At 63.1% G+C, this 16,497-nt stretch carries 19 protein-coding genes; 12 read left to right on the forward strand and 7 right to left on the reverse strand.

The window, feature by feature from the left end; translation table 11 throughout:
• Positions 1–16: 16 nt before the first annotated feature.
• The 3 genes from argH (at position 17) to AAC029_RS02155 (ending at position 4,241) form a co-directional block, all read left to right on the forward strand.
• A complete protein-coding gene (gene argH / locus AAC029_RS02145; RefSeq protein ID WP_339743464.1) occupies positions 17–1,432 on the forward strand; it encodes an argininosuccinate lyase in 1,416 nt (471 codons plus the stop codon).
• A gap of 10 nt (positions 1,433–1,442) precedes the next feature.
• A complete protein-coding gene (locus AAC029_RS02150) occupies positions 1,443–1,613 on the forward strand; it encodes a lipoprotein (protein ID WP_339743466.1) in 171 nt (56 codons plus the stop codon).
• Positions 1,614–1,697: 84 nt separating this feature from the next.
• Positions 1,698–4,241 (forward strand): DUF4175 family protein, encoded by a 2,544-nt coding sequence (locus AAC029_RS02155; RefSeq protein WP_339743468.1) that lies wholly within the window; start codon positions 1,698–1,700, stop codon positions 4,239–4,241.
• A gap of 26 nt (positions 4,242–4,267) precedes the next feature.
• Here AAC029_RS02155 and AAC029_RS02160 read toward each other — a convergent pair whose 3' ends face one another.
• Entirely contained in the window at positions 4,268–5,071 is an 804-nt protein-coding gene (locus AAC029_RS02160) for an MJ0042-type zinc finger domain-containing protein (RefSeq protein ID WP_339743470.1), read from the reverse strand.
• 62 nt (positions 5,072–5,133) lie between these two features.
• Here AAC029_RS02160 and ftsE point away from each other — a divergent pair, with 62 nt between their 5' ends.
• The 5 genes from ftsE to AAC029_RS02185 all read left to right on the forward strand — a co-directional run bounded on the left by ftsE (position 5,134) and on the right by AAC029_RS02185 (position 9,273).
• Positions 5,134–5,940: a cell division ATP-binding protein FtsE gene (gene ftsE / locus AAC029_RS02165; protein WP_339743898.1), complete on the forward strand. Its 807-nt coding sequence runs from the start codon at positions 5,134–5,136 to the stop codon at positions 5,938–5,940.
• A complete protein-coding gene (locus tag AAC029_RS02170) occupies positions 5,933–6,838 on the forward strand; it encodes a hypothetical protein (protein WP_339743472.1) in 906 nt (301 codons plus the stop codon). The genes ftsE and AAC029_RS02170 overlap by 8 nt, the downstream gene beginning before the upstream one ends.
• A gap of 100 nt (positions 6,839–6,938) precedes the next feature.
• Positions 6,939–7,529, forward strand: coding sequence for a YdcF family protein (locus AAC029_RS02175; protein ID WP_339743474.1), 591 nt, complete (start codon positions 6,939–6,941; stop codon positions 7,527–7,529).
• Positions 7,526–8,266 (forward strand): lysophospholipid acyltransferase family protein, encoded by a 741-nt coding sequence (locus AAC029_RS02180; RefSeq protein ID WP_339743476.1) that lies wholly within the window; start codon positions 7,526–7,528, stop codon positions 8,264–8,266. Before AAC029_RS02175 ends, AAC029_RS02180 begins: the two co-directional genes overlap by 4 nt.
• A gap of 8 nt (positions 8,267–8,274) precedes the next feature.
• Positions 8,275–9,273 (forward strand): DUF2125 domain-containing protein, encoded by a 999-nt coding sequence (locus tag AAC029_RS02185; RefSeq protein WP_339743478.1) that lies wholly within the window; start codon positions 8,275–8,277, stop codon positions 9,271–9,273.
• Between the two features lie 6 nt (positions 9,274–9,279).
• On the opposite strand, the gene hisC is transcribed toward AAC029_RS02185, so the two are convergent.
• Positions 9,280–10,368, reverse strand: coding sequence for a histidinol-phosphate transaminase (gene hisC / locus AAC029_RS02190; RefSeq protein ID WP_339743480.1), 1,089 nt, complete (start codon positions 10,366–10,368; stop codon positions 9,280–9,282).
• 9 nt (positions 10,369–10,377) lie between these two features.
• Positions 10,378–11,136, reverse strand: coding sequence for a class I SAM-dependent methyltransferase (locus AAC029_RS02195; protein ID WP_339743482.1), 759 nt, complete (start codon positions 11,134–11,136; stop codon positions 10,378–10,380).
• 73 nt (positions 11,137–11,209) lie between these two features.
• Between AAC029_RS02195 and gloB the strand changes: the two genes are divergently transcribed.
• Both gloB and AAC029_RS02205 read left to right on the forward strand, forming a co-directional pair.
• Positions 11,210–11,980, forward strand: a complete 771-nt coding sequence (gene gloB / locus AAC029_RS02200) for a hydroxyacylglutathione hydrolase (protein ID WP_339743484.1) — start codon at positions 11,210–11,212, stop codon at positions 11,978–11,980.
• Positions 11,980–12,411 carry a cupin domain-containing protein gene (locus tag AAC029_RS02205; protein WP_339743486.1) on the forward strand — a complete coding sequence of 144 codons (432 nt, stop codon included), beginning with the start codon at positions 11,980–11,982 and terminating at the stop codon, positions 12,409–12,411. Before gloB ends, AAC029_RS02205 begins: the two co-directional genes overlap by 1 nt.
• Before the next feature lie 9 nt (positions 12,412–12,420).
• Here AAC029_RS02205 and AAC029_RS02210 read toward each other — a convergent pair whose 3' ends face one another.
• Together AAC029_RS02210 and phbB are read right to left on the reverse strand one after the other, a co-directional pair.
• Positions 12,421–13,155 (reverse strand): DUF4908 domain-containing protein, encoded by a 735-nt coding sequence (locus AAC029_RS02210; protein WP_339743488.1) that lies wholly within the window; start codon positions 13,153–13,155, stop codon positions 12,421–12,423.
• Between the two features lie 58 nt (positions 13,156–13,213).
• A complete protein-coding gene (gene phbB, locus AAC029_RS02215) occupies positions 13,214–13,939 on the reverse strand; it encodes an acetoacetyl-CoA reductase (RefSeq protein ID WP_339743490.1) in 726 nt (241 codons plus the stop codon).
• Positions 13,940–14,097: 158 nt separating this feature from the next.
• Between phbB and phaR the strand changes: the two genes are divergently transcribed.
• Positions 14,098–14,691: a polyhydroxyalkanoate synthesis repressor PhaR gene (gene phaR, locus AAC029_RS02220; RefSeq protein ID WP_339743492.1), complete on the forward strand. Its 594-nt coding sequence runs from the start codon at positions 14,098–14,100 to the stop codon at positions 14,689–14,691.
• Between the two features lie 33 nt (positions 14,692–14,724).
• On the opposite strand, the gene AAC029_RS02225 is transcribed toward phaR, so the two are convergent.
• A complete protein-coding gene (locus AAC029_RS02225) occupies positions 14,725–15,300 on the reverse strand; it encodes a DUF1003 domain-containing protein (RefSeq protein WP_339743494.1) in 576 nt (191 codons plus the stop codon).
• 394 nt (positions 15,301–15,694) lie between these two features.
• Between AAC029_RS02225 and AAC029_RS02230 the strand changes: the two genes are divergently transcribed.
• Complete coding sequence (locus tag AAC029_RS02230) at positions 15,695–15,859, forward strand: hypothetical protein (RefSeq protein ID WP_339743496.1); 165 nt, start codon at positions 15,695–15,697, stop codon at positions 15,857–15,859.
• A 156-nt stretch (positions 15,860–16,015) separates the two neighbouring features.
• Here the strand turns inward: AAC029_RS02230 and AAC029_RS02235 are convergent, their stop codons facing one another.
• Positions 16,016–16,435 carry a hypothetical protein gene (locus AAC029_RS02235; RefSeq protein ID WP_339743498.1) on the reverse strand — a complete coding sequence of 140 codons (420 nt, stop codon included), beginning with the start codon at positions 16,433–16,435 and terminating at the stop codon, positions 16,016–16,018.
• Between the last annotated feature and the right edge of the window lie 62 nt (positions 16,436–16,497).

Here is a 16,497-nt window from a genome sequence, read left to right on the forward strand (position 1 = left end):
GATCGGCGGGGCGCTTATGGCAGACGACACCAAATCGGCACCAACTTCCAGTGCGAGCGCCATGTGGGGCGGCCGGTTTGCGGCGGGTCCTTCGGCGGTGATGGAGGCGATCAATGCCTCGATCGATATCGACAAGCGCATGGCCGAGGACGATATCGCCGGCTCGCTGGCTCATGCCGCGATGTTGGCCGCCACCGGCGTGATATCAAGTGGTGATGCTGCGGAAATCACGCGCGGATTGACGCAGGTGCGCGACGAGATCCGCGCCGGCAACTTCCCTTGGTCGGCCGCGCTTGAAGACGTGCACATGAATGTCGAAGCCCGTCTCAAGGCCATTATCGGCGAACCGGCCGGACGGCTGCACACGGCGCGCTCGCGCAATGACCAGGTCGCGACCGATTTCCGCCTCTGGCTGCGCGCCGCCTGCGACCGTATCGATGCCGGGCTTGAGGCCTATCAGCGTGCCCTGGTCGAACAGGCCGCCAAACAGATCGACCAGGTCATGCCCGGCTTCACCCATTTGCAGACTGCCCAACCGGTTTCCCTGGCGCACCATCTGCTGAGCTATGTCGAGCTGGCCCAGCGTGATCGCGGCCGTTTCAGCGACGCGCGCAAACGCCTCAATGAAAGCCCGCTCGGTTGCGCGGCGCTGGCCGGCACGGCTTTCCCGATCGACCGCGAGATGACCGCCAAGGCGCTCGGCTTTGACCGGCCGATGGCGAATTCGCTCGACGGTGTCGCGGCCCGCGATTTCGCGCTGGAAGTGCTGGCCGCCTCGGCGATCTGCGCCGTCAATCTGTCGCGCTTCGCCGAGGAGATCGTGCTGTGGTGCACGCGCCGCTTCGGCTTTGCCACCTTGTCGGACGCCTGGTCGACCGGCTCCTCGATCATGCCGCAAAAGCGCAATCCCGATGCCGCCGAACTGGTCCGCGCCAAGCCGGGCCGCATCATCGGCTCGCTGACCGGCCTGCTGGTCGTGGTGAAGGGCCTGCCTTTGGCCTATTCCAAGGATCTGCAGGAAGACAAGGCGCCAACTTTCCAGGCGATTGATGATCTGGAACTGGCGCTCGCCGCGATGGCCGGTATGGCGGGCGATCTCACCTTCCATGGCGCGGCGATGGAAGCGGCTGCCGGCGAGGCCTATTCCGACGCCACCGATCTGGCCGACTGGGTCGTACGCGTGCTGGGCAAGCCCTTCCGCGATGCGCATCATATTTCCGGTTCCATTGTGCGTCTGGCCGAGACGGCGGGCGTGACGCTGTCGGATCTGCCACTGGCGACCATGCAATCGGTCGAGCCGGGTATCGACGAACGGATTTATTCGGTGTTGAGTGCACGGGCCTCGATGCAAAGCCGCACCAGCTTTGGCGGCACCTCGCCCGTGCGGGTGCGCGAACAAGTCGAAGCCTGGACATCACGCCTGTCGGCATGAAGGAAAGCCTATGAAACGCCTGTCTAGCCTGATCCTGATCCTCCTCGGCACCGCCTCGCTATCGGCCTGCGGCCTGCGCGGCGATCTCGACCGTCCCGAACCGATGTGGGGCCATCCGCAAGACGCCGATCAGCCCGCCGACACTGCGGACCAGACGGCCGATGACAGTGCCGGGCGATAGCGCTTATCCCGCAGGCGCCGGACTTCAACAAAACGTAATGCTGACCGCGCTATCCGGCGCGCCGCAGCGTGTTAGATTTGATCCATGCACCGTCGGTCCCTGATCGTTGCATGGTGCGCTCTGATGTGGGAGCGCGCCGTGCCCGTGGTCTGGCCAGGCCTTGCCTGGACAGTGAGCTTTGCCGTGCTCGCTCTGCTCGGCCTGTGGGAAACAATCGGCGACCCTTGGCGCGCCATCTATGCGCTGGCCAGCCTCGCCGCCGCCATCTGGTTGACCCGCAAAGGCTTGGTTGGATTCGCTTGGCCAAAGGTCAGCGATCTGGCACGTCGCGTCGAGGAAGATTCCGGGATTAGCGCCCGGCCGCATGAAGCCCTGCTTGATACGCCGCCGACGGACGATCCTATCGCCCTGCAGGTCTGGCATGAACACCAGGCGCGCATGGCCAAACGGCTGGAGAGCGCCAAGGCACGGCGTCCGAAGGCGGCTTGGGCCCGTCAGGACCGCTGGGCAATGCGCGGCAGTCTTGCGCTCGCCCTGTTCGTTTCCTGGTTTCTCGCCGGACCGGCGGCGCAAGACCGTCTCGGCGAGGCCTTCAGCCTGACGCCGATCCAGGTCGGCGGGCTCGATGTCAGCGTCGATGCCTGGATCGATCCGCCGGCCTATACCGGACGCGCGCCGATCTTCCTCTCCGCCGAAACCCGTGACGTTGAAGTCCCCGCCGGCTCGAATTTCATCGCCCGTATCGCCGGTAGCCGCCGCGCGCCTGTGCTGACCCGCCGCGATGGCGCCGGTTCGGAGCGTGCGGTCGCCAGCGTCATTGGCGACAGCGTCTGGGATACCCGCCTGACGATCAGTGATGATGCCAATGTCCGTCTCGCCGCCGGCCCGACGCGCCAGACCTGGACACTGACCATCATCCCCGACCAGCCACCTGTCGTGCGTCTGCTGGCCGTGCCCGACGCCAATTCGAGCGGCGAGCTCGATTTGCAATTCTCCGTCGTCGATGATTATGGCGCCACGGCCTATGGGCTGGAATTGCGCCCCGAAGACAATCCGGATGCCGCGTGGGAGCGGATCGAGCTCACACCGGCCGGCGTCACCAATCTCGATACCGAGCACGGGGTTCGCACTCTGGTGGAAACGGCGCAGCACAGGCTGGCCGGCAGCCGCGTCACAATCCGCATTGCCGCCGATGATGCCGCCGGAAATACCGGGCGTTCGCCCGAGCTGGGCATCACCCTGCCGCACCGGATATTCCTCAATGGCCTCGCCCGCGCCGTCGCTGAGCAGCGCCGCAATGTGTTGAGCGCCGACCAGGCCTATGCCCCCCTGCCGGCGCGTCCGGTTCTGTATGCCGAAGATGTCGCGCCGGGCATGGCCTATCTCGCCGACGAACCGGAACGCCGCATCGAGCGGGCGCCGGAGGGCCTGCAATTCGCCGCTCGCGCCCTCAACGCGATCACCGACGCGCCGGCGCGCTATTTCGATGATGCCGTGGTCTATCTCGGCCTGCGCACCAGCGTACAGCGGCTGCGCCGCTCGCGCGAACAGTCCGATCTGGACGGGCTCGAAGCGGATTTGTGGCAGATCGCCCTGCGCGCCGAACTCGGTTCGCTCGCTGATGCCGAAGCGGCCCTGCGCGCCGCCGAGCGAGCGCTAATGGAAGCCCTCGCCCGCGGTGCCGACGAGACCGAGCTGGCGGCCCTGTTCGATGCCTTCCAGGACGCGATGGATAATTATATGGCGGCGATGGCGGCCGAAGCGGCACGCTCTGGCGAGACCGCCGATGCCAATGCCCAGGCGCTCGACACCTCGTCGCTGCAGGCGATGCTGGATGCGTTGCGCGAAGCCGCCGAGCTGGGCGACACCGCCGATGCCCGCCAGGCGCTGCAACAATTGAGCGAATTGCTGCGCAATATGCAGATGCAAATGGGTCAGGGTTCCGGCGAAGGTGAGCAGAACGATCCGATCTCCGAAGCCATGCAGCAGGCGCTGGAGGAACTCGGCGATGTGATCGGCAGCCAGCGCGATCTGCAGGACCAAACTTTCGGCCTCAGCCAGGAACAACAATCGGGCGGGCCATCACAACCGCAATCGGGCGGGCAGAGCGGCCAGCAGGACGGCAATGCACCGCAAGGCATGGCGGAAATCCAGAATGGCGGCGGCGCCAGCGCCCAGTCACTCGGCGCGATGCAGGACGAGCTGGCGCAGCAACTTGGCCAGGCGCAGCAAGCGCTGCCCGATGGCGGCAATGAAACCCTCGCCCAAGCGGGCGATGCGATGCGCGCCGCAGCCGATGCGCTCGGGCAAGGCGATGCCGACGCGGCGCTGGAAGCCCAGGACGAGGCGCTGTCCGGTTTGCGGGCCGGTGCCGAACAATTGGCGCAGGAGCTGCTGGAGCGGATGCAGGACGCCCAGGGCGAGGCCGGTCAGGGCGAGCAGGAACGCGATCCACTTGGTCGTCCGTCGGAAGGCGCGTTTGCCGATGGCAGTGGCGTTGAGATCCCTGAGGAAATGGCCCGAGCCAGGGCGCGCAGCATTCTGGAAGAATTGCGTCGCCGCGCCGCCGAAGCCGGACGGCCCCAGGACGAGCTCGACTATATCGAGCGCCTGCTCGACCGGTTCTAGAGCGGCCGAATATTCATTTCAGGAAATTAGTGGTGACCGGAAGCCGGTTCGGCCTCGTGACCGGTTGGCGCGGCGGTGTGATCAACGACCTCATCCGCTCCATGCTGTTCCGGGGCCGCTTCCACAACCGACTCGGGTGCCAGCGCATGATTGGGCACAGCGTCATCGACCAGCACGACCTCGACCTCGGCCGAGGCCGGTGGCGGGTCGCTGACAACGGTGCGGAATTCGCGGATCTGTCCGGCCGGAACGGCGGCGCCTTGCAGGCTCACACTCCATTCCAGCAGGGATTCGCTGTTTGCGTCGCGCAATATGGCGCGCAGAGCGGGCAGAGCGCGCGCCCTGCGATCAAGATTGCTGATACTGCCCTCGATGACCAGTAGCGGCACGCCATGGGCGTTGTCCCGTGTGACGGTCAATTCGCCGACCGTGAAGCCATAGGGATTCACTTCGGCGCCAACAGCGGCATAGGCGGAAGAGGCCCGCGGCCACAGGGTGACGATATCGACCCGGAACATCCAGGAGGATGTTAACAACAGAGCGCACGCGACCGCCAATCCGCCCCAAGCACTACCGGCGACGGCGGCGGACATGGTGCGACGTTTCTTAGCCTGGCGTTCGCGGAAGGCGGTGTGCGGTTTGCTCTCGACGGCCTGCTCGCCGTCTGGGGGTGCTGGTTGCAGTGTTGGCAGATCCGATGGATCCTCGGCCTCGGCGGTCCAGACATGAGCGCACGATGCGCAGCGCACGCGCCGGCCATTCATGCCAATGGCATGCGGATCGGCGCGATAGCGCGTAGAACATGATGGGCAGCTGAGTACTATGCTCATCTGAGTCGCTTACACCTTGCCTGCTTCACCCGTGCCCATGGAGAAATTCCATCGACCCGAGCCTGACCCAATCGCCCAACAGCGCCGCCGAACCCGTCGTCCGCTTCGACAATGTCGGTATGCGGTACGGACATGGTCCCGAAGTGCTGCGCGATCTCACATTTGATTTACCACGCGGTTCTTTCCAATTCCTCACCGGACCGTCCGGCGCCGGCAAGACATCGCTGTTGCGGCTGATCTATCTCGCCGCCAAACCGTCGAGCGGGCAGATCTCCTATTTCGGCCGCGATGCCGCCGGGCTGACGCGCAAGGAAATGCCCTTGCTGCGCCGGCGTATCGGCGTGGTGTTCCAGGAATTTCGATTACTCAATCATCTCAGCGTGTTCGACAATGTCGCCCTCCCCTTGCGGATCGCGGGGCGGCGGCGGCAAGACTATGCCGAGGACGTTGCCGAATTGCTGGCCTGGGTCGGGCTGGGTGAGAAAATGGATGTCGTCCCGGCGACACTCTCTGGCGGTGAACAACAGCGCGTCGCGATTGCCCGCGCCGTGGTGGGCCAGCCGGAAATCCTGATCGCCGACGAACCGACGGGCAATGTCGACCCGGAAATGGGGATGCGGCTGCTGCGTCTGTTCGCCGAGCTCAACAAGCTGGGCACGACGATCATCATCGCGACCCATGACCTCAGCCTCGTGCGGCTGCTGGACGCGCCGGTGATGACGCTGTCCAACGGACATCTCCACATCCGTCCGCCGCGCAGCCAACGCCAAGCCCAGGCCCAGGCCGAAGCCGATCTGGCGGAAGCCGGGTCTGCGGCCACCCTCGCCGCCGGCCAGAGTCAGACCGACGCGGAGGGCCATGATGAATAGCAAGGTTCCCCCGCCACCGCCCGGCGGTTCCGGTGCGCTCTTGCCGCCCGATGGTGGCCGTGACCGGCCGCTGTTTGTCGTCGCCGCTATCCTGGTTTTCCTGGCCTGTATCGCGGCGCTCGGCGCCCGCGGTGCCTGGCTGCAGGCGCAGCACTGGACCTCCGATCTGGAGAGCAGCATCACGATCCAGATCCGCCCCGTCGATGGCCGCGACGCCCAGGCCGATGCAGAGGAGGCCGCGACCATCGCGATGGGCCTGCCCGGGATTGTCAACGCCATCGCCCACGACCGCGCCCATGCCGAGGCGCTGCTAGCGCCCTGGCTCGGAACGGGCAATCTGCCCGCCGATCTGCCTTTGCCATTAATGGTCGAGGTTGAGCTCAATCCGGAACTTCCGGCACCGGGCGAGGGTTTGCAGGCTGCCCTTGACGCCGCCGGACTGACCGCGACGGTTGATGATAACAGCCGCTGGGCCGGCGCCGTCCGGCGCGCCGCACGCACGGCGCAGACGCTCGGGCTGGCGATGATGTTGCTGCTCGGCGGTGCTGCGGCCGCCGTGGTCGCCTTCGCCGCACGCGCCAGTCTGGCCGCCCGGATCAATGTCATCGACGCTTTGCATATCTGCGGCGCCGAAGATCGCTTTGTCGCCGGATTGTTCGAACGCCGTTTTTTCATGCTCGGCCTCAAGTCCGGAGCCGCAGGCGCGGTTTGCGCTGGCCTGGTGGCGGTCGCCGCCAGTTTTGGCCAAGGCCCTGCCGACACGGCTTTTTTCCTGCCGCACTGGGCGATGGATCCGTTCGAACTCGCACTTCTGCTGCTGGCGCCCGTGCTGGCCGGACTGACCGCAGCGGTTTCAGCGCGGTTGGCGGTGGCCTCGGACTTGCGAGGGCGCTGGTAATGGCCAAAATCGGCCTCAATCACAGCGATAACTGGCTGACGAATATGGACCTCGGGCCGGGTATGGGATGTCATGCGCCAGCGTTGGAGCGAGCGAACACATGAAACAGGGCGGTAGCCTTTTGCGAGCACTGGCCTTTGCCATCGTCGCCGTCAGCCTGATCGGCTTCGGTGTCTATGCCGGCACCGTGTCCGGTTACGCCCCGCCGGATGCGACATTGCAGGCCGACGGGATTGTGGTGCTGACCGGGGATCAGGGCCGGCTGACCGCTGGCGTGCAATTACTGCAGGACGGACGGTCGGCACATTTGCTGGTTTCCGGGGTCCATCCTTCGGTGACGACCGAGGAATTGCGGGCCCAAACCGATCTGACGGATGCGCAATTCTCGTGCTGCGTCGAGCTGGGCCGCGAGGCGACGGATACGGTCGGCAATGCGCGCGAAACGGCGCAATGGGTGCGCGCCAACGGCTATCAACGCTTGATCATTGTGACCTCAGACTATCATCTGCCGCGCAGTCTGATCGAGATGGACAAGGCGATGCCTGACGTTGAATTCATCCCCTATCCTGTCCGCACCGAGCCGCCTTGGCGCAATCCGCGTGCTGCACGGCTCTGGATGCAGGAATACGCCAAATACAGCACGGTCTGGATTGGCCGGACACTCTTCCCGGCGTCGGACCACGCGTCGTGACGGCTGTCCGATCCATCATCTTCCAGCTCTACATGTATGGGCTGATGGCGATCATGGGGCTGGCTGGCACACCGCTTCTGCTCGGACCGCGCCGCTGGTCACGCAATTATCTGCGGCTCTATCTGGCGATCATCTGGTTCGGACTGCGCTGGATTTGCGGCGTGCGCTTCGAGGTCAGGGGCCGCGAGCATCTGCCCCAAGGCGGAGCCCTGGTCGCGTCCAAACATCAGAGCATGTGGGAGACCCTGGCCTTCTGGGGGATTCTCGACGATCCGGCGATCATTCTGAAACGCTCCCTGATCTACATGCCCTTCTTCGGCTGGTTCGCGGTCAAGCTGGGCAATATCAATGTCGAGCGCAGTGCCGGCTCGAAAGCCCTGCGCAAAATGCTGCGTGATGCGGCGACGCGCGGCGGCGAAGGTCGTCAGGTGTTGATCTTTCCGGAAGGTACGCGCGTTGAGCCCGGGCAGCATCCTGAATTCAAGCCCGGAATTGCCGGCCTCTACCAGTCAATGAACCTGCCCTGCGTGCCGGTCGCGCTCAATTCCGGTGTCCACCTACACCCCTATTGCGGCCTGAAGAAACCGGGTCTGATCGTGGTTGAATTTCTCGAACCGATTGCCCCTGGCCTGCCCAAGGCCGAATTCATGCGCACCCTGCATGAGCGGATCAATACCGCCGCCGACGCCCTGCTCCCGCAGGCTCCCACCAACGCCAACCGGGAGACCGATGCGTGAGAATTCCAATGCGTTTCCTCTACCCCGTTATCGGTGTTCTGGCGCTGTTTGTGCTCTATACCGTCTACTGGCTGCACGCCAAATCCACCATCGAGGTCCAGGTTGCGTCGTGGATCGCGCGCCAGGAAGCCGCCGGCTATGTGATCGAGCAGGACCGGTTGCGGGTGACCGGTTTTCCCTACCGCTTTCAGGTCGAGTTGACGGCTCCGCAAATCCAAGCACCGCAAAGCGATGGCGCCTGGGTTGCACAGCTGGCCATGCTCAAGGCACACGCGCTGTTCTATGATTTCAAACACTGGATCGTGGAATTCGACGGACCGCTCTGGCTCGAATATGGCGAGGCACCGGCCACATCACTGGAACTCAATGCCAGGCTCGCCCTGATCAGCCTGGTCAGCAATAATTTGGGCGAGACCACCAGGATCGGTGCCGAGTTCGACGATTTCACGGTGACCCCTGTGACTGGCGATGTGCCCAGTATTGCTTCGATCGAAAAGCTTCTGCTCTCCGGCATCGTCACCGAAGAGGACACCTTGCGGGTTCGCTTGGAGGCGTCGGGGGTGTCGACAAGCGCATCCGCCTTCACGCCGGACGTGTTGCGCGCCTTTGGGCAAACCGCCGACCTGGCCCGCCTGGATCTGACGGTGACACAATGGGCAACGCTGGCGACTGACGCCGATGCCGGGGCTTGGAGCCGGGCCGGAGGTCAGTTGCAGATCGCTGAATCGGCGCTGGAATGGGGGCCCGCCCATCTGGCGGGCGTGGGTGAATTCACGCTCGACGCGGCAGCGCGGGCCGATGGCCGCCTGTCGCTGCATATCACCGACCCTGATGCCCTCGCCGACGCCTTGGTTCAGGCCAAGCTGGTGCCGGCAGAAAATGAACAGGCCCTGCGGTTGGCGGCGATGATGGCGCCGCGCGGCCCTGACGGCGTCGCTCTGCCCTTCCGGCTGCGCGATGGCGGCGTCTATCTCGGCCCGGTCAGACTGGGTGATATCGGCAACTGACGCCGATTACTTCGCCATAAAGTCGGCCAGAGCATCGACCAGCCGCCGGTTATCCGCTTCCTTGCCGACCGTGATCCGCAAAGAATCCTTCAAACCGTAAGCGCCGACCGGCCGAACGATAAGCCCTTGCCGGGTCAGGTAGGCATCGGCATCAGCCGCCGTCTTGCCCGGCGTTTTCGGGAAGTGCACCAGCACGAAATTGCAAACGCTCGGTGTCACTTCAAGATCGAGCCCGCCGAGCTGCTGCTGCAGATAGGCGATCCAGGTCGCGTTGTGCGTCGCCGAGCGCCGCATGAAATCGCGATCGGCGATGGCCGCCGCACCGGCTTCGATGGCCGGCAGATTGACGTTGAACGGACCGCGCACGCGGTTGAGGACGTCGATGATCGCTTTCGGACCATAACCCCAACCCAGCCGCAGACCGGCAAGGCCATGGATCTTCGAGAAAGTCCGCGTCACGAAGACATCGTCACGCTCACGGGCCAGCTTCATGCCAGGATCATAGTCAGCGGCATCGACGAATTCGGCATAGGCCGCATCGAGCACCAGCAAGGTCGTCGGCGGCAGCGCGTCACGCAGGCGGCGCACTTCGGCGTCGGAGATATAGGTGCCGGTGGGATTGTTGGGGTTGGCGATGAAGACGATCTTGGTGTCGTCACCGGCCGCGGCGATCACCGCATCGACATCGGTGGTATAGCCGCGCTCGGGTGCCGACACGAGCCGGGCATCGGACTGCATGGCCACAAGGCGATAGACCAGGAAGCCGTATTGCGACTGCACGACCTTGTCGCCGGGATTAAGATAGGCGCGGCCGAGCAATTGCAGGATTTCATCGGAGCCGGTGCCGCAGACGATATGATCGGCCTCGAGCCCCTCTTCATGGGCAATCGCGTCGCGCAACACAGTCGCGCCGCCATCGGGATAGCGATGCAGCCGTGAGGCCGCCGCTTCAAACGCCGCGACCGCATTGAGCGAACAGCCGAGCGCATTTTCGTTCGAGGACAGCTTGGCCGGATTGGCCACGCCCGGCGCATCGGCGGCGCCCGGCTTGTAGGGCTGGATGTCGAGAATGCCGGCACGCGGTTCGATGGCCATGAATCTACCTCAGCTGTCCGAAAGATCGGGGGGCGTATCCTGACGGGATAGCGCGGGCCGGGCCCCGGCTTCAAGTGGCTTGCCGCGAACGGGCGCAGTGGCGCGCCGCGGCCGCAAGGCCATGGTCCGCTTCACGGCCTCGACCATGATGACGCCACCCAGCGCCGGCCAAGCCCGTTCACCGGCATCCTCCCACATCCGGGCGATGCGTGTGTTTGTGCTCCATTTCCACGGCGGCGCGAACAGGGCGCGCGACCAGGCGGTCGGCTCAAACAGAGCGTCGTCGAGCAATTGCGACAATTGGGCTCGCGAAAACGGCCGGCCATGGCCAAAAGGCGTCGAGTCGAGCCAAGCCCATATCCCCGACCGGGCCGCAGTAACGATCACGACCCGCCCCTCCGGGGCCAGAACGCGCCAGATCTCCCGCAGGGAGGCCTGCAGCGAATCCGCCTCCTCGAGCGCATGAACCAGCAGCACACGGTCGAACAGAGCATCAGGGAAGGGCAAATGCGTCTCGTCGCCCAGCGCAATGCCGGAACAGGCCGTAGAGGCCACCACAGCGCCCTGTGTCGCCGGCATGAAGCAAACACAGCGCCGGGCGCTGTCCCGATAAGCGTCCAGATAGGGGGTGGCGAAACCGAGACCGAGCAGGTCCAGATCCTTCACATCAGGCCAGATCGCGGCCAAGCGGCGGCCGATCATTTCTCGCGCCACCAAGCCCTGGCGACTGCGATAAAAACGGTCGAGTTCGAGAGCTTCGCGGCGCACGCTTCACACTCCAGGCTTTTACCCCGATCATGGGGCTTCCAAAGCAACACTAACCAAACCGGCGAAATCAACAATGAGCGAACTGAGCATCCGGCAGTTTCCATGCCTGTCCGACAATTACGGCTTCTTGATCCATGATCCGGCGAGCGGCGAAACCGCGACCATCGACACGCCCGATGCCGAACACATCCTGGCGGAGGCGAAAGCGGCCGGCTGGACCATCACCCAGATCTGGAACACGCATCACCATTTCGACCATGCCGGCGGCAATGCCGCGATCAAGGCCGCGACCGGGGCCCGCATCGTTGCCCCTTCCTATGAGCGCTCACGGATCCCCGGCATTGACCTTGCGGTGAGCGAAGGTGACAGCGTCTGGCTCGGTAATGTCGAGGCGAAAGTGATGTTCACGCCCGGCCACACCAGCGGCCATATCGTCTATTCTCTGCCGGGCGAGAATATCGCCTTTGTCGGCGATACGATGTTTGCGCTCGGTTGCGGCCGCCTGTTCGAGGGCACGCCGCAGCAGATGTGGGCCAGCCTGTCGCGTCTGGCGGCACTGCCCGATGAGACCGTGATCTATTGCGCCCATGAATACACGGCAGCCAATGCCCGCTTCGCGCTTAGCATCGATCCTGACAATGGCGCGCTGCAGACCTATGCGGCCGGCGTTTATGCCAAGCGCGCGCGCGGCGAAGCAACCGTGCCGACGACAGTCGCTGCCGAGAAAGCCGCCAACCCCTTCGTGCGCGCTGCCGATCCGGTGATCCGCGCCCGGCTTGATCTTGCCCATGCCGCCGACGCCGAGGTGTTTGCCGAGATCCGCCGCCGCAAGGATGCGTTCTGATGGCCGGGCTGACAGCCACACAAATCGTCGAATCACTCGGCATGCAACGCCATCCAGAAGGTGGCTGGTATGTTGAGACTTGGCGCGATGCGCCCGGTGCAGATGGGCGCTCGCGCGGGACGGCGATCTATTATTTGCTGGAGGCCGGGCAGCGTTCGCACTGGCATCGTGTCGATGCGACTGAAATCTGGCACTGGCATGCCGGTGCGGCGCTGAAGCTGGGTATCAGCGAAGATGGTGTGAGCCAGACTGCGATCACGCTCGGGCCAGACATTGCGAGGGCTCAGCAGCCTCAGGTGATCATCAAGCCGCAGGCTTGGCAGAGTGCAAAATCCTGCGGCGCGTGGACGCTGGTCGGCTGTACCGTGACGCCCGGATTCGAGTTTTCGGGATTTGAGATGGCACCGCCCGGCTGGGAGCCCGGCCTGTAGCCAGCCTGATCAGTTGGTCTGGTCTTCGCTCACCAGGGCGCGGGCGATATAGGCCGAGGATGACCGGCCGGCGAAGCCGAACTCAGGGGCAATGACGACAACCAGACTGTTATCGCGCCGATAGGCGGCGGGCTGTTCACCGATCGAGATGTCCACCCGTTCAATCCCGCGCAGCCGACGACGTTCGCCGCGCTGGGAGCGGAAAGCCAAAGCGATCATGTGCAAGCTGTCATATTGGACCCCGAGCCCGGCGCGCGGGGCTGGCGCATAGCCGACCGAGATGGTGCGGTTGAGATCGCCGCTGAGTTCATTGACCAATTCCTCGGCCCGCAGCCGGACCTCTTCGGTCGAGCGCGGCGTCGGGGCGAGGCCACCGGCAGCGCTGGCAAAGTCGGCGATGACGCCATTGGGCGCATCAGCCGGGAAATAGGTGGCGCCGCCCAGTGCGGTGAGACGAATGACTTCCCGGCCGGTATCGGAGACGTAGGCGGTGCCGCCGCCAGGGGCCCGATTGGCAAACAGCACGAGCACTTCGCCAGTCGGGTCATCACGCTCGCGCAGCAGGGCAACCGTGCTTGAGCGGTCGAACAGGAAGAACTCCCCGGTATCGGCGCGCTGATACCAGCCGACGCTCTCCTCGGCCCGCTCATTACGCAAGAGTCGGTCGCGCAACGGGTTTTGAAACCCGATGGCAGCCCCAGCGAACAGCGCCGCGGTCAATATCACGAGGAGAATACGGGTCATCACCGACAGCATTGACACCGGCAAGACGGCATTTTTTGGGCAGAGGCCCGCCCAATCATCATGCCATGTACTGTCCGCCATTGATGGTCAGCACCGATCCGGTCATGAAACCGGCCGCATCCGAAGCCAGATAAGTCACCAGGCCACCGATTTCCGAGGCCTCTCCGAGCCGATTGACCGGTATCGCGGCGATGATGGATTGCAGCACATTGGCCGGTACTGCAGCGACCATGTCGGTATTGATATAGCCCGGCGCGATGCAATTGACCGTGATGCCCTTACGCGCGGTTTCCTGCGCCAGCGCCTTGGTGAAACCGATCACACCGGCCTTGGCGGCGGAATAATTGACCTGGCCCATCTGGCCCTTCTGGCCATTGATCGATGAGATATTGATGATGCGGCCAAAGCCACGCTCGCGCATGCCGTCAATGATCGGACGTGTCATGTTAAACATCGAGGTCAGATCGATCCGGATGACGTCATTCCATTGGTCCGGCGTCATTTTGTGGAACATGCCATCGCGGGTAACCCCGGCATTATTGACCAGAATGTCGAACGGTGCCCCGGCGACGGCCTCAGCCGCGGCAATGCCGTCAACGCACGACTGATAATCGCCGACATCCCATTTGACGGCACCGATGCCGGTGTCCGCCGTGAAGGATTTTGCCGCTTCCTCATTGCCGGCATAATTGGCGATCACCGTATAGCCAGCGGCCTTGAGTTCGAGACAAATCGCGGCCCCAATGCCGCGGGTTCCACCTGTAACCAGCGCCGTACGTGTCATGATCAATCCTCAAATTCTCGTTCGTGGGTTGGGCTTTAAGTCTTCGCGCTTGCAGCACACCACTTGCTGAGCGTAAACCGTAATGAAATAGGTGCGCGCCCGTGTCGAGCGAATATCGACAATGGGTCTCGCATTTTACACGAATAGGGGAATGCGCGGTGAGTAAATCCAAAAACGCCAAGCCGGACATCATCATCAAGAAATACGCGAACCGGCGTTTGTACGACACCTCGACGAGCCAATATGTGACCCTCGATCACTTGCGTGAGCTTGTGAAACAGGACCTGCATTTCCAGGTCATCGACGCCAAGAGCGGCGAAGACCTGACGCATGGCGTGTTGGCCCAGATCATTTTCGAGGAAGAATCGCGCGGCGCCAATTTGCTGCCGGTCGACTTCCTGCGGCAATTGATCGGGTTTTACGGCGATAGCCTTCAGAGCGTCGTGCCGGGCTATCTGCAGATGTCGATGAATAATTTCACGCAGCAGCAGGAAGAATATCGCACCAAGGTTGGCGAGGCGATGATGTCACCTCAGGCCACCATGGCGCTGATCGAGGAACAGACGCGTCGCAATATGGAAGCCTTCGGCAAGACCATGCGCATGTTCACTCCGTTTGTTGCTGGGGCGGAGGCTCACGAAGCTGCCGCGCCGGCCGCCCCCAAGGACGGCGAAGACGACCTCACCAAGATGCGCGCAGAGCTCGACGAGATGCGCAACAAGCTGGACCAGGTGCTGAAAGCACAAAAATAGCACGTGAGGGCAACCGGGACACAGGCCCGGCGCTCAATCATGTACCGGACGGGCCTGACCACCATTAGCGGCCAGGAACGCTTCAATCATTTCGATCTGACGCCCCTGCTGCTGCAGCAGGCTGGTCAACTGGCTCTGGCGCACCCCGTCCAGCTTGTCATGTAATTCCATGATTTCCAGTTCAGCCTTCAAATTGACCTCATAGTCATGTGTAGCCGCGTCACGATCCTTCGCAGCCTGTCGGTTCTGGGACATCATGATGATCGGCGCCTGCACGGCTGCCAGCATGGACAAAATCAGATTGAGAAAAATGAAGGGATAGGGGTCGAAGGCTGATATCTGAAACAGGGCCAGCAACACATTAGCGCCGATCCAGCCAAACAACACGATCATGAAAATGCCGATGAAAACCCAGGACCCACCAAACTCGGCGACCCGGTCAGCCATGCGTTCGCCGAAGGTGTTTTCCGCTTCGTCGGTGCGGTTGAGATTTTTCGAGATCTGCCGACGTTCGACAATGCGGTCGAGAACACGACGTTCCGTTTTGGTAAGGTCCCCCAGATCCGTGTGCAACATTTCACGCGCAAGCGTCGCGGCATCCCGTTTCATCGCCAATCTCCTGGTTCGTTTCAAGCTCATCGAGCTTACCAAGCGTCGACGGCTTGGCGATACCGGCAATTTGGCCCTCGGGCCACGTTAAGACTTTCGTATCATTTCAGACCAGCCCCAGACGCTGTCAGCCCTGATCGGGCCAGAAATGCTGCATTTAGTGCGCTGTTGCGACCAGAATCATGGTTAATAAGGTGTTAAAGCTTGGCATCACCCTTGCGAGGGTATCGATATGATCACGATCCGCAGCCCATATCCTGTCCCGACCCTGACCAACCGGCGTATTGAGCCGGCTGGTTCGGCTCGCGGGTCGAATGATCGACAGCCGCGGCACGACCGCGCCCACGCTCCTGTCCCGACCCCGCATTCAACTACGGCCCAGCCGCAGTCGTCTGTGAGGGCGCAGGTCGCCACGGCTGAGCTTATTGTCCAGATCATCGCCGGAACGCCGCGTCGCGGTATCCGTGCCGAGAATAGCGAGCAGGCCCGCTATCGCCGCGCCTATCATGACGCGTCGCAAAAAAGCGCGCCGACCCCGATGTGGGAGCGACGCGCCTGATGCTTGGTGATGTGACCCTGAGACGTTTCGGCTTCTGGTGTGATGCCGCGTTTGGCGCCGCCCTGATCTTCGTGCTGTTCTAGAACAATCGCAGAAATTCAAAGAGCTGGAGCCGTTTCACTCTGGTGAGACGGCTCCAGTGCGATTGCGAGAACCTTAGCCTTCGCCGCCGACCGCGAGATCGCGACGGGCCGCAACCACGGTGACGACAAAACCACCAACCGTATCCATCAACGCCATCAGCGTGAGCAGGAAAAAGGCCGACGTGCCGAATTTTCCAACGAGCAGAAACAGCGCCATCGCGACCACAAATACGACCATGGAGAGGCCGTGATTGATGATGGTTGACGTGCCGGAACCGGCCGCTTTGATCTGTTCAACGAACAGTCCGAGCATGCCGAGAATGACGATCAGATCGCCCAGAGGCAGCGCCCATTGACCCGTTGACATCGGGATATGGAAAACCGGCCCATTGAGCGTGACAACCATTGAAGCCTGGTCGGCGCCGCCCACCGTGTAAGCGATAATCACATAGATGATGACCGGAATGACCATCAGTGGAAACATATTGAACATCGAACTCTTCCCCTTGGCAGGGCCGCCTCGCTGTGCGCGATTGGCAGCCATCATACCCAACA

This window comes from uncultured Maricaulis sp. (assembly GCF_963975345.1).
Lineage (GTDB): Bacteria > Pseudomonadota > Alphaproteobacteria > Caulobacterales > Maricaulaceae > Maricaulis.